The sequence below is a fragment of the Pseudomonas sp. A0308 genome (assembly GCF_044218815.1).
Taxonomy (GTDB): domain Bacteria; phylum Pseudomonadota; class Gammaproteobacteria; order Pseudomonadales; family Pseudomonadaceae; genus Aquipseudomonas; species Aquipseudomonas iridis.
On sequence record NZ_CP162581.1, the window covers coordinates 4,013,308 to 4,026,879 of the forward strand.

8 protein-coding genes and 1 tRNA gene are annotated in these 13,572 nt (G+C 57.8%); all 9 read right to left on the minus strand.

What is annotated here, in order from left to right; all coding sequences use genetic code 11:
* Positions 1-118: 118 nt before the first annotated feature.
* The 9 genes from pqqB to AB4P92_RS18520 all read right to left on the minus strand — a co-directional run bounded on the left by pqqB (position 119) and on the right by AB4P92_RS18520 (position 13,504).
* The gene (pqqB, locus tag AB4P92_RS18480; protein ID WP_047303785.1) at positions 119-1,030 is read right to left on the minus strand and encodes a pyrroloquinoline quinone biosynthesis protein PqqB; all 912 of its coding nucleotides are present in this window, start codon (positions 1,028-1,030) and stop codon (positions 119-121) included.
* 81 nt (positions 1,031-1,111) lie between these two features.
* Positions 1,112-1,186: a pyrroloquinoline quinone precursor peptide PqqA gene (gene pqqA, locus AB4P92_RS18485; RefSeq protein WP_003422658.1), complete on the minus strand. Its 75-nt coding sequence runs from the start codon at positions 1,184-1,186 to the stop codon at positions 1,112-1,114.
* A 158-nt stretch (positions 1,187-1,344) separates the two neighbouring features.
* Positions 1,345-3,750, minus strand: coding sequence for a pyrroloquinoline quinone biosynthesis protein PqqF (gene pqqF / locus AB4P92_RS18490; protein ID WP_395597986.1), 2,406 nt, complete (start codon positions 3,748-3,750; stop codon positions 1,345-1,347).
* Between the two features lie 38 nt (positions 3,751-3,788).
* Positions 3,789-4,583, minus strand: a complete 795-nt coding sequence (locus AB4P92_RS18495; RefSeq protein WP_047303781.1) for a carbon-nitrogen hydrolase family protein — start codon at positions 4,581-4,583, stop codon at positions 3,789-3,791.
* Between the two features lie 12 nt (positions 4,584-4,595).
* Entirely contained in the window at positions 4,596-6,278 is a 1,683-nt protein-coding gene (locus AB4P92_RS18500; RefSeq protein ID WP_115147181.1) for an NAD(P)/FAD-dependent oxidoreductase, read from the minus strand.
* Between the two features lie 221 nt (positions 6,279-6,499).
* The gene (locus AB4P92_RS18505) at positions 6,500-6,961 is read right to left on the minus strand and encodes an Lrp/AsnC family transcriptional regulator (protein ID WP_007910086.1); all 462 of its coding nucleotides are present in this window, start codon (positions 6,959-6,961) and stop codon (positions 6,500-6,502) included.
* A 250-nt stretch (positions 6,962-7,211) separates the two neighbouring features.
* The gene (locus AB4P92_RS18510) at positions 7,212-9,062 is read right to left on the minus strand and encodes a reverse transcriptase domain-containing protein (protein WP_395597987.1); all 1,851 of its coding nucleotides are present in this window, start codon (positions 9,060-9,062) and stop codon (positions 7,212-7,214) included.
* 125 nt (positions 9,063-9,187) lie between these two features.
* Positions 9,188-9,263, minus strand: a tRNA-Ile gene (locus AB4P92_RS18515).
* Between the two features lie 494 nt (positions 9,264-9,757).
* Positions 9,758-13,504, minus strand: coding sequence for a bifunctional diguanylate cyclase/phosphodiesterase (locus tag AB4P92_RS18520; protein ID WP_261736653.1), 3,747 nt, complete (start codon positions 13,502-13,504; stop codon positions 9,758-9,760).
* Positions 13,505-13,572 lie beyond the last annotated feature (68 nt).

Genomic DNA, 13,572 nt, shown 5'->3' on the forward strand with positions numbered 1-13,572 from the left:
CAACCATAGGATTCTGTGGTGTCTGTCAGGACGCGATCGCTGGCAAGCCAGCTCCCACAGATTTTGCGTACGCCACAGAACCTTGTGGGAGCTGGCTTGCCAGCGATGAGGCCATCAGCTACAGCACAATACTCATGCCATCGAACGCCACTTCAACATCACGCCGCGCCAGTTCTGCGCGCTCCGGCGAATCCTCATCGAGAATCGGGTTGGTGTTGTTGATGTGGATAAGCACTTTGCGCTGTTCGGGCAATTGCTCCAGCACTTCGAGCATGCCGCCGGGGCCGTTCTGCGCCAAGTGGCCCATCTCGCGCCCGGTGCGGGTGCCAACGCCACGGCGCTGCATTTCATCGTCATCCCACATCGTGCCATCCACCAGCAGGCAATCGCTGCCGGCCATGATTTCCAGCAGCGGCGCGTCGACCTTGCCTAAGCCTGGGGCGTAAAACAGTTTGCCGCCGGTATTCAGGTCTTCGACGATCAAGCCGATGTTGTCGCCTGGGTGCGGGTCGAAGCGGTGCGGCGAATAGGGTGGCGCGGCGCTGCGCAATGGCAGCGGGGTGAAGCGCAGGTTCGGGCACGCGGCAACGGTGAAGCTCTGGTCGAGCTCAATGCGGTTCCAGTCCAACCCACCGTTCCAGTGGGTGAGCATCTTGAACAGCGGAAATCCTGTGCTGAGGTCTTCATGAACCATGTCCGTGCACCAGACCTGATGCGGGCAGCCTTCGCGCAGACTTAGCAGGCCAGTGGTGTGGTCGATCTGGCTGTCCATCAGGATGATGGCGCTGATGCCGGTATCGCGCAGGGCGCGGCCCGGTTGCATCGGGGCAAAGCTTTGCAACTGCGCGCGGATGTCCGGCGAGGCGTTGCAAAGCACCCAGTTCACGCCGTCATCGGAAATCGCGATCGACGATTGGGTGCGGGCCTTGGCATTCAGGCTGCCGTCGCGAAAACCTGCGCAGTTGACGCAATTGCAATTCCACTGCGGAAATCCGCCACCGGCGGCCGAACCCAGAATCTGGACGAACATGAACGCTCCATCATTTCAACGCTGAAAATAAAACGCCCCGGCGAACCGAGGCGTTGCACTGCAATTCTGTCGAGGCAGAACTCAGCGGCTGGCGAAGTACATGGTGACTTCGAAGCCGATACGCAGGTCGGTGTAAGCAGGTTTTGTCCAGGACATAGGGTTACTCCTCAGGTGGTGGATGGGATAGCGCTGTCCATAGGTATAGTCCACGGCAGCGCAGGGATGTTCCAAATAGTTAGGCGGCTATGTTACTCAAAATTTCAACGTGATTGCCCGTGAATATTCGATAAAGCTCGTTGCAGCCTCGGTAATGATCACTTTGTCGCTTGCCACGGCGCGCCGAGCGGCGAATCGCTGGCGAGGCACAGCCAGCCACCCTCGGCGCGGTTCAGTCGTTGCGCGGCGGCCAGCAATGCTGGGCGTTCCAGGGAATCGATCGCGCTGACCAGTTGCGGCAGATAATCCGACGAGTGGCCGGCAAGTCTGGACTGCCACAGCAGTTCGGCGACATCTTTGGTCGATAGATTTTCGTCGCTGAATTGATCGGCGAGGTTCTGCCGTTGCTGGACGAGGTCAGTCGCATCGATGAGCGAAGGAAGCGCTTCAATAAACTGTTGAATATGGCGGAGCAACTCCACCGGTGCGAACGTCGGCGATTGCACGCCGAACAGCAGCCCGGTCTGTCCGTGCATCTGCCGCACGGCACTGAACACCGCGTAACCCAACTGCAACTCGACCCGCAGGCGTTGGTAGAACGGCGTTTGGCACAACTGCGCGAGCAGGCGCCAAGCGGCTTCATCAGAGACATCGCGACTGGCCGTTGGGCAGAACAGCAACAACGCGTGTTCGCTGGACGCGGTGTCGATGTGGCGCCACAGGTGTTGGCCATTGATCGCCGACGGAGCCGGTATTTGAGTATCGGGTGTGCCAGGGATGCGGCTCAGGGCCAGGCCCATGGCTGATTGGGTTTGCGCACCGAGGCCCAAGGCCAGGCCATCCCAGCGAGAAGTTGTCCACAAGTGCTGGGCATTGTCGGATGTTTCTACAGAGGCCGAACATTGTTCAGGCAATGCCTTGAGCAATTGGCGGATCGGTAGCAACGGCGTTTCCGGCTCACCTTGCGCGGAATCGGCGTCCACTTGCGTCAGGCATTTCAGCGCATGCTCCATGACGATCGGCATTGGTTCTTGCAGACCGGTCAGTTTCAGCAGCCATTGATTGCCGGTTGTGCTGAATGACAATTCCACCCCGGCCTGACGTGCGTCGTCCTGAGTTTCCCGCAGGCTGCGCTGCAGTTGCGCCTGCAGGCCAGCGGTGGCTGCTGCTTCCATCTGCCAGCGCAGATAAATCGCGCCTTGATCACCGTTGTCCGGCAATGCCTGGCTGAAGTGCATCGGCGAGCGCTCGCGACGGCCGCGCGAACGATCCTGCGCGAACGTGCGCAGACCTCGGTGAGCGCTGGTTTGTCCGCGGATCAGTCCGGCGTTGGCGACCGGTTCGTTGGCGCGCAAAAACGGATTGGGAGTCGGCAAACGCCAATGGGCGCTGAAGTTATCCACAGTGCCGATCTCGCCAAGGATATGTTTGAGGGCAGCAACGCCGGTTGCGCTCAGGCCTGTTTCCAATTGTTCGCTGTCGAGCCGCGCCCGTTGCAATGCGCCGCTGACATGCTGCTGACGCGCAAGCATGGCTGCGTATTCTTCACGCAGCGGCGTCCAGTCCTGCTGCGCGAAGAAGCTCAGCCAGCCCCGCACCTGTTCGCCAATGCTGCTCAGCGATTCGGAGGATGTATTGAACGCCAGATGCAGCAAGGCTTGGTCAGCAAACTGATAGAGCGGCGCCGCTTTCAAGCTGTCAGCCAAGCCCTGCTGCTGCAAATACGCAAGCAATCCACCGGGCTTGGCGCTGTTCAACGAGTGGCAAAGAAACGCCAACGCTTGAGCGGATGAATCAGGCAAGGCGTCGAATGCAAACAGCAGATTGCACTGGCGTTCGGCGACCTGTTGATAACTTTTCACCTTTAACGGCGGCGGCGCGGCTTGCGCGATGTTATCCCCAGCCGGCAACGCCGCCGCGAACGTGTCCGCCAACTCGCGCAGCTGCTCGAGGCTTTGCGGCCCAACCAGACTCAAGCTCATTTGCCCGGTGCGATAGAACTGCTGATGAAAGTCTGTCAGAGCCTTTTGAAACTCCGGCTGCTCGACCTGGAGAGTGTCCCGATTGCCGGCATGAAAGCCGCGCAATGGATGATCAGCCGGTAAACCTTCGTACAACGCAAACTGCTGCTGCGCCGTCGGATCTTGTGACCAGGCGACAAATTCCGCCTGTAACACTTCCCGTTCCCGCAATTGATCGTCCGGATTCATACGCGGCTGAGCGAGCATGTCTGACAGACGCTCAAGCCCGGCACTGAATGACTGCCTCGGCAACTCAAAGAAAAAATCGGTAGTGCGCTCGCGAGTGCTGGCATTCACCTGCCCGCCGTGACGCTGCACGTAGGCCATCAGCCCTTCGCTCGCGGGAAAACGCTCAGTGCCGAGAAACAGCAAATGCTCAAGAAAATGCGCCAGTCCCGGCCACGCCAGCGGCACGTCATGACTGCCTGCGGCCACCCGCAGTGCGGCAGCGCTGCGCTTCAGGCCAGGCATATGACGCAGGGTCACGCGCAAGCCGTTGGCCAGGGTTTCAGTGTGGGGGCGGGGGTGAGTCGGCGCAGGCATGGGCACTTCCAGAACAGTGAAGTGCCAATGCTAGCGGATTAGCGCTTGTTGAGCGCGCCGTAAAGTTCAGGCCGACGATCACTGAGATAGTGATTGGCCTTGCGGGAGTCGACCATTAACTGCCGATCCAGCTCGCCGACGATCAACGCTTCGTCCAGGCCGGCCTGAGCAATACGACTGCCGTCCGGCGCGGCGATGCTGCTTTGTCCGCAATAATGGATGTCGCCCTCATGGCCGCAGTAGTTGGCGTAGGCCACGTAGCACTGGTTTTCGAAGGCGCGCGAGCGGACGGTGACATCGGCAACGAAATCGAACGGGATCATGTTCGCCGTCGGCACCAGAATCAGCTCGGCGCCGGCGAGGGCCAGTCGTCGGGCGTTCTCCGGGAATTCGAGGTCGTAGCAGATCAGGAAACCGAGCTTCCAGCCGTTAAGTTCCACCACAGGAACCTCGTCTCCACCGGCGCTGAACATCGACCGGTCAAGATCCCCGAACAGATGGGTCTTGCGGTAATTGCACAGGCGCTCGCCGTGGGAATCGATCAGCTGCACGGCGTTGTAGATCTGACCGTCGGCAGTGCGCTCGGGATAACCGTAGACGATCGCCAGGCCAGCGGTTTTGGCGATCCGGCCGATCTGCTGCGCCCATTCACCGTTGTAGACCTCGGCCAATGTGCTGACCGCCTCGGCGCCAATGTTGTAGCCGGTCATGAACATTTCCGGCAGCACCAACAGGTCGGCGCCTTTGGCCTCCATCGCCAGTTGATGCAGGCGCTGGAGGTTGGCGGCAGGGTCCAGTGGCAGCGGTGGACATTGGTAAAGGGCTACACGCATCAGGAATTCCTCTTACTCGGGCAGGGCGATAGGGCCGATGTCTTTGAACACATCACCCGGGCCTGGGTTCTCTTTATGTGTGGCGCCGCCGAAATGTTTAATGATCCCCCACACCGCGTTGAGCGAAGTCTGCACCGCGCCTTCAACCCACGCAGGCGTCCACGACACATCGTCACCGGCGATGAAAATCCCGCGCTGCTCGGCCGGCATGTCGTCCTGCATGAAGTGCGCGTACATGCGCTGGTTATAGCGATAGTGACCCGGCAGGGCGCCCTTGAACGCGCCGAGAAAGTACGGATCGGCCTCCCACGACACGGTGATCGGATCGCCGATGATGCGCGCGGCAATGTCGACTTTCGGGTAGATCTTCTTCAACGCATTCAGCGCCAGCTCTACACGTTTTTCCACCGGGTGCGGGAGCATTTTCAACGCGTCGCTCATCCACGAGTACGACAGGCAAATCACGCCAGGCTTGTCGTCGCCGTTGTCGAACAGATAGGTGCCACGGGTCAGGCGATCGGTGAGGGTCATGCTCATCAGATCGCGACCGGTTTCAGGGTCCTTGTCCTTCCAGAACGGCCGGTCGACCATCACGAAAGTCTTCGACGACTGCATATAGCGCGTGCGGTCGAGCGCCATCCACATCTTCTGCGAAAACAGCGTTTCGTCGCATTCGATCTGGGTGGTCAGCAGCCAGCTCTGGCAAGTGGTCAGGACGGCGGCGTACTCGCGGGTGTCGCCGTTGTTGTCGGTGACAGCGAAACGACCATCGGCTGCATGGGCGATTTTTTTCACGCCGGAACGCGGGGCGCCCCGGTGCAGGGATTTCAGGCTGGTGCCTTCTGGCCAGTGAACGCAACGTTCCGGCACATGACGCCAAATGCCTTGCGGCACCTGTTCCACACCGCCGACCACCAGGTGCTGGTGATCGTCGCAGTTGGTCATCACCACGCGGAAAATTTCCAGCATCGAGTTAGGGAAGTCCGAGTCCCAGCCACCCGTGCCGAAACCGACCTGACCGAACACTTCGCGATGATGGAACGACAGTTTGGCGAAGGCCTCGGAGGTGGCAACGAAGTCGTAGAACGTGCGGTCGTCCCACAGCGGCACCAGGGTGTTCCACAGTTCTTTGAGGCGCGGCACATCACGGTCGCGGATGGCTTGCTGGATATCGGCGAATTGCGAACCGGCTTCCAGCGCGTCCGCCCAGGCGTCAGCCACTTCCTGGAACAGCGCAGGAAGATCCGCCAGTTTCTGTGCGTAATGGGTTTTGCCTTCCAGGTCGATCACTGTGCTGCCGGACGCCGGTGTCAGCGGGTTCGGGAACGGTTTGGTCTCCAGACCCAGCTTGTCGACGTAGTGGTAGAACGCGGTGGAAGATACCGGGAAACGCATGCCGCCGAGCTCGGCGACAATACCATCAGTGCCGTTGAACGCCTGCGAGCGCAGGCGCCCACCCAGTTTCGACGCCTCGTAAACCACCGGTTTCAGGCCCAGCTTCATCAATTCGTAAGCGGCCACAAGACCTGCGATGCCGGCGCCGACAATCGCCACTTCAGCGCCATGATTTTGCACCGGGATGCTACCGAGTCCGGCCGGGTGTTCGATCCAGTCGTCGAAGGCGAAAGGAAAGTCCGGGCCGAAAATGGTGATGGGCTTTTTACCGTCTGCAGGATGGCGATTGTTCTTGTTCATGGCTGACCTTGCTGGCGACCCGACGCGGAATGCGCGTCTGAGTATAGGAAAAGATGCCAGCCATTCTAGGGAGCGTAGAACACGTTAATAAGACGCAAAGTGTCGTCGTTTTGCCAGTTTCCTGTTCAAAATGACGATCTTAAGCTTCACTCTGTTCCCTGTGGGAGCGAGTTTGCCCGCGACTAGGCCCTATCTGACATCCTGGATCTCAATGCCTGCAGTCAGACTGGCTGACCCCGATCAATCTTGCTGCTCAAGATAATCGACGTCGTGGTCTTCTCAACCCCATCCACACTGCCAATCTGATCCAGCAACTGATCCAGCTGCTCCGGCGAATCCGTGCGCAACCACGCCACATAATCAAATTCGCCACTCACTGCACACAGCTGCTGCACCTGCGCCATCGCACTCAAGCGGCGCAACACCTCTTTGCCGGAGCGCGGCTGAACCTTTATCCCGACATACGCCTGCAAACCGCCATCGACCACCCGCTGCCCCAGGCGTACGCCGTAACCGGTGATCACCTTGGCTTTTTCCAGCCGCGCCAATCGTGACGTCACCGTGGTGCGGGCAATCCCCAACTGCCGGGCGAGCATGGCCACGCTTTCGCGAGCATTGATTTGCAGGGCTGCAATCAACTGGCGGTCGATTTCGTCAAGCACGGGCGGGCGGATGTCGGGCAAGGGGGGCTCCATTGGTGCGGATCGTTGATCAGCGCATGTTACAGGCGATGAAGCTCGCCAAGACTGAAAACACCAAACCATCACCCAAGAAAAAGCCGCGCATTTGCGCGGCTTTCAAATTGGTGGGCCCACACGGACTTGAACCGTGGACCAAAGGAGTAGGATCGCTAACCGGCTCCCAGAGGGATACCAACCAGCTTCCTCCGAACGCAGCGTGCAGGTTTCCAAGCACTGCGCTCTCCAGATGTACTCAAGCTGCTGCCACGTGGAGCAGGGAGAATTGGTTAAGTGATATGCCGTCGTACTTACCACGGTGAATCTTGTGGTGGCACTCATGGCATACGGGGATTTGCTTCCGATTAAGGATCGCCAATACCCGAGTAAAGCCCTTAACTTCTTGCCCCAGTTTCCTAATGTGCTTAACGTGGTGCATAGCTACACGGTCGTCACTTGCGCAGATAACACAAGGTGATCCCAGTTTAGAGCGAGTCCTAAGTCTCAGATTTCGCTCCAGGAAGTTAACGTCAACTGTTCCTGTTTTGAACCTATTGGGAGACGATGCCCATTTCCTGATAAGGGGAAACTCGACTTGTCTTATCACCTCACCGGCTGCATTTTTCACCCTTATCCGGAGGTTAGCTCCGTGGTTAGAGAAAATCTTGCTTCTAGATGACCGATGTTTGGCCGCTAGAGTTTTCGCCGCTGCGTGCTGAAGTATGTATTGGATACGGGACAACATCGCAAACTGATCCACAAAAGAGTAGTAGTTTGCTATACCTCTCCAAACAGCTCCAACCTGCTCTACGATTTGTATGTCGTCGAGTAGTATCCATTTGTTGATCGCAGTAGGTTCGCCTTTGGAATCACAAAATCCTTTGGCATGGAGCTTCTCGACAAGTTCGCGTACTGGTGCGTACATGATCGGAGTCCACCCTGCCACTCTCTTACGGAAAACTGCTCCGTTGCGGATGACTTTCATGATCTTGGGTCTTTCGCTACCTACCCTGAGGTTAGTCCCTAGGAATTTCGCCTTTTCGGTCTTCGCGTGGCGGATGTGCGTTTTCTCCAAGCTGAGTTCAAGACCCGCTGTGGATAGATGCTCACCGATTTCCGCTCGGAGCTTTTCGGCTAGGTGCTTAGGCCCATTGATCCCTACAACCCAGTCATCCGCGTACCTGACGTACTTGACCCTTATGAAGCCGTTATCTGAGATAAGGGTAGGGGACATTTGCAGGGATGCTTTGCTGATCGCTCGAATTTCCGCGATAGCGGCTTCCCGTTCCGTGCCTTCCAGACTTGCAATTTTCCCTTGCAGATAACTTCTGCGGCTGAGCAGCTTCCTATACGCAGGGTTGAGTGCTTTCTTGTCTTCCTTTCCCATCTCATGCTCTTGAATCAGACTTTCGACCTTGCGGTCTAGTTGATGCAAGAATATGTTCGCCAAAATCGGGGATATAATACTCCCTTGTGGCGTACCGATGGTTCCGGAAAAGTAAGCCCCTTTGTCGAAGTAGCCAGCCTTCAGTGACTTCCTAATCAGGTTTACAAACCGTTCATCCTTGATCCGCGTTTCCAGTTGTGTAACCAGTTTCTCGTGGGAGATATTGTCGAAGCAGCCTTTAATGTCTCCTTCGATTACCCAAGTTACTCCTGACCATTGTTCCCGGATCTGCTTCAGTGCAGTGTGACAACTCCTCCCCGATCTAAACCCGTGACTGTTGTCGCTAAACGTAGGTTCGAAGATAGCTTCCAGGATCATTCGCATGACCTCTTGCACGACCTTATCAGTAGGTGGTGCCACCGATAGTTCTCGGGTTTTACCATTAGCCTTCGGGATAAGAACCCTTCTGGCGCCTCTAAATGCGAAACTTTCATCTCTCATTTTGTCGATGATGTTCCGGATCGTTCTGATCGAAAACTCATCTAGGGTCGTTCCATCGTTACCCGCAGTCATATTGCCGGGTTTGCTTTTGATCTTCTCGTAGGCCGCAATGTACAAGTCTTCCTTGAACATGAGGCGGTAGATACGATCATTAACAAAGTTCGGATTGGCGTTAGCCTTCCTGAGTGTTTCTATTCGGGTGAAGCTTTTATTCTGCATCGCGCATACCTCCACCGTCCTAGAAACATTACATCCTAGGCCCCTTCCCTTTCACCGGGGATTAGCCGGTCGTATTCGAGGTGGTCGATAGCTAGTGAACGGACACGTCCCCTCACCGAAAAAGATGGTGGGCCGGGCGGGATTCGAACCCGCACTCAACGGCTTATGAGGCCGCTGCATTAACCGTTATGCTACCGGCCCAATACAAACAGGTACTACGAGCCTTCCGTCACCATGGGAATTGCTTCCTTTAGGTGATCCCGCAGTTAACGCAACAACGTGCTCAGGTGTTAGGTCGCCCTTTCGGTTATCTTTCACACTACTTGTGCTAGCGCTCCTGGTGTGGCATGCAGGGGGCTCATAATCGTCTCCCCGCAACCAGAAGAAGTGGCCTCAATCTCATGCCACCCCGGTGCCGAATTTCCCACGCTTTACCTAGGCTTCAAGCAATACAGCCTTGACCTTGACCTGCCCTACCTGACCTTCTCTATTGGAGGAGAGATTCCTCCGCAGAAGGCCTTTTCACGGCATGCTCTTGTCCCTTACGGGGTTTCCCCTTCCGGTAAGCCGCTGGTTTACCCCTAAATGCCACAAGGGGATGGCTATTAACCACAACGTTGTTGCGCCATCTTACGGCGCACTTATGAGTCCTCTGCTCTAACCAACTGAGCTATAGGCCCTCAGTAGGCCGCGGATTATAGCGACGGTTTCGCCGCTGTGCTATCCGAAAAATCCGATACCGTAATACGCAGAAACGTCGTGGCGAACTCTTCCGGTGGCAGCGGCAGGCTGACGATGTAGCCCTGGATCTGTTCGCAGCCTTCGGCGGCGAGAAATTGTTGTTGCGCCTGGGTTTCCACGCCTTCGGCGATGACGGTGAATTGCATGCTTCGGCCCAAGGCGATGATGGCGCGGACAATCGCCGCATCGTGCGGGTCGTCGGGCAGTCCGCGGACGAATGACTGATCGATTTTGAGGATGTCCAGCGGCAGACGCTTGAGGTAGCTCAGCGAAGAATAACCGGTGCCGAAGTCGTCGATCGCCAGTTGTACACCCAGGTGTTTGAGTTGATGCAGCACTGTCAGTGCTTCTTCAGCCTGACTCATGATGAAGTTTTCGGTAATTTCCAGTTGCAGTAAATCCGGCCTGAGGCCGTTGTCCTTGAGCAGTTGCTCGATGCGCCCAAGCAGATTCGGTTGCCGCAGCTGCGCCCCGGCGAGGTTGACCGACAGTGGCCCGAGGCTGTCGTAGATCTGGTTCCACTCGAACATCTGCCGGCAGGCGGTCTCCAGCACCCAATCGCCGATCTGCAGAATCATCCCGTTCTCTTCGGCCAATGGAATGAAGTGCTCCGGCGGCACTTCGCCAAAGGTTGGATGGCGCCAGCGGATCAAAGCTTCGGCGCCGACGAGGCTGTGGTCGTCGAGGCTGATTTTCGGTTGGTAGTAGAGATGCAACTCCTCACGCTCAATGGCTCGACGCAGTTCGTGCTCCAGCGCCACGCGCTCGATGGCCTGCGCGGTGAGGTCGCGGGTGTAACTCTCGACGCGGTTGCGGCCCTTGGCTTTGGAGCGGTACATCGCCGCATCGGCGTTTTTCACCAGTGTGGCCACGTCGCCACCATCGCGGGGGTACAGGCTGGTGCCGATGCTGGCGCTTATGAAAAACTCGTGTTCGCCGGCCTGAAACGGCGCGCCGAAGCAATTGAGCAGTTTTAGCGCGATATGATCGGCGTCGCTGGCCTGTTGCAGGCCGGGCAACAGAATGATGAATTCGTCGCCGCCTAGGCGTGCGACGGTATCGATGTCGCGCAACTGTTCTTTGAGGCGTACGGCGATGCCCTTGAGCAGCAGGTCGCCGACTGGATGACCGAGGCTGTCATTGATGTGTTTGAAGCGGTCGAGATCGAGGAACAGCACGGCACCCAGACCGCCGTTTTCCTGCTGATTATTGAGTGCCGTGAGCAAACGGCTTTCGAACAACGTGCGGTTCGGCAGGCCGGTGAGTGGGTCGTGGTGAGCCTGATAATCGAGTTTGGCCTGGGCGTGTTTGAGGCTGGAGATGTCGGCAAATACCGCAACAAAATGGGTGATGAGTTTGTCGCGGTTGCGCACTGCGCTGATGGTCAGCCAGCTCGGGTACAACTCGCCATTCTTGCGCCGATTGGAAATCTCGCCCTGCCAGTGACCTTCATCGGTCAACTGGTGCCACATCGCTGCGTAAAACGCGCTGTCGTGCAGGCCCGAGGCGAGCAGGCGCGGTGTATGGCCGAGGGCTTCGCTTTCGCTGTAACCGGTGATTTCGGTGAAGGCCCGGTTGACTGCGCTGATGTGCTGCTGGGTGTCAGTGATCAACACGCCTTCCGCGGTGCTTTCGAAAACAGTTGCAGCCTGTTGCAGTTTCTCCTGCATCAGGTGGCGTTCGGTGATGTCGCGGGCGATGGTCAGCATGCAGTCTTCTTCGCCGATCGGTAGCGGTCGGGCAGACACTTCGCACAGGCGAATCTGCCCATCGCTGCGGCGAATATGGCAGGTGAAATCACGGACGAAGCCATCGCGGTGCAGCAGATCGAGCATCTGTTTACGTTCGTTGAGGTTGACCCAGATCCCCAGGTCCAGGGCCGAACGATCCACCGACATGGCGCTGTTGAACCCGGTGATCCGGCTGAAACCGTCGTTGACTTCCAGCAGCAATCCGTCGCTTTGACGCGACAGCAGCAAGCCATCCGGCGATGCATGAAACGCCTTGGCAAACTTTTCTTCCGACGTTTGCAGTTGCTGTTGGGTTTCCTTGAGCTGAGTGATGTCGCGCACCACCACGACCAGTGCGGGCGTGGTGTCGAGATCAAAGGGTTCGGCGGAAATCAGCCCGGTAAACACCTGGCCATTGTTACGGCGAAAGGGCATTTCCAGGTTGCGAATGCTTCCGGCCTGCAACCGCTGCAACAGCCCCGGTCCGACACCGGGAATGCCCCAGATGTTGAGGTTGGTGGCGGTCTGACCGATGACTTCTTCGGCTTTCAGTCCGATCTGCTCTTCGAAGGCCTCGTTTACTTCCAGCAAGCAACCGTCGGACAACCGCGCGATCACCAGAATGTCCGGGCATTGCTGGAACACCGAAGCAAATTTCTGCTCGGACAGGCGCAAGGCCTCCTCGGTACGTTTGGTCTCGCTGATGTCGATCATCAGCCCGCGCATCACCGGTTCATGGCCGTGTTCGATAAGGCTGACGATGTCGCGTACCCACAGACAGCGACCATCGGCGGTGATCACCCGGTAATCGAGGCTATGATCGCGTCCGGCCAGCACTTCGTGATCGCAGAAGCTCTGGGCGCGGGTCAGGTCGGCCGGGTGAATGATGTTGCGCCAGAACCCCGGAATCAGCCAATGCGATAGCGGATAGCCGAGCAAGTCTTCGGCGTGGGGTGACACATAGCTGTAGGTGAAGTCGCTCATTCGCGCTTCCCAGGCGATGGCCGACAAGCTCTCTACCAAGCCGCGATAGTGATACTCACTGCTGCGCAATTCCTGTTCGAGGTTGATGCGGCGGGCGATCTCCGAACTCAGGCGGCGATTGATGCGGATAACCGTCGCCAGCACGATGATCAGGATCACCAGGCCAGGCAGGCCGTAAACCAGCAGATCCGACCAGAATGTCCGGTGATCAAGCACGTTGCCGACCCAATGCTCTTGAATCGCGCTGATTTCAGCAGGGGACATGTCCGCCAGGACTTTGTCCAGAATGCCCACCAGTATCTTGTTGTCACGGGGTACGCCCATCGCCAGCTGATAGCGATACGGGGTTTCGCCGCTGACGTACAGGCCGTCGAGTTTCAGCTGACGCAGGCTCCAGACACTGGACGCGAGATCACCGACTACAGCGTCGACTTCATCGGTCGCAAGCGCTTGCAAGGCAGAGCTGACATTGGGCATGGCGAGCAGATTCAGGTCGGGATGGTGGGTGCGCAGGAGTTCATGGGGCGCGTAGTTTTCCACCACGGCGATCTTCAGACCGTACAGATCGTCAAGTTTGCGCGGTTGTGCGCCGCCGATGTGGGCGAGGATGACGATGGGGAAGTCGAGGTAAGGACGAGTGAACGACAGATATCCCTGACGCTCCGGTGTCGACATGATCCCGGGCAGCAGATCAATTTTGCCCTGCTTGACCTGCTCAAGCACCACCGTCCAGCTCACGGGTTCGACCGGGGTGAGTTTGATCGCCAGACGCTGGCGTATGACGTCTATGTAGTCAGCTGCCAGGCCCTGATAGCGGGACTGATCGTCACGAAACTCAAAAGGCGGCCACGACGCGTCGACGCCAAGGCGCAAGTCCGGATGAGCCGTCAGCCAGCTACGTTCTTCATCGGTCAGAGTCAGCGCGTCAGCCGTTGCGGTCCAGATCATCAATGACAGCAGAATTAGCACGGACGCCAATCTGGGCATAGCGCTCTCGGTATGGCTCGGGGGTAGTTGTTTCGAGTGTAGACGGGGTATGCGGGGGAGGGGTGGTG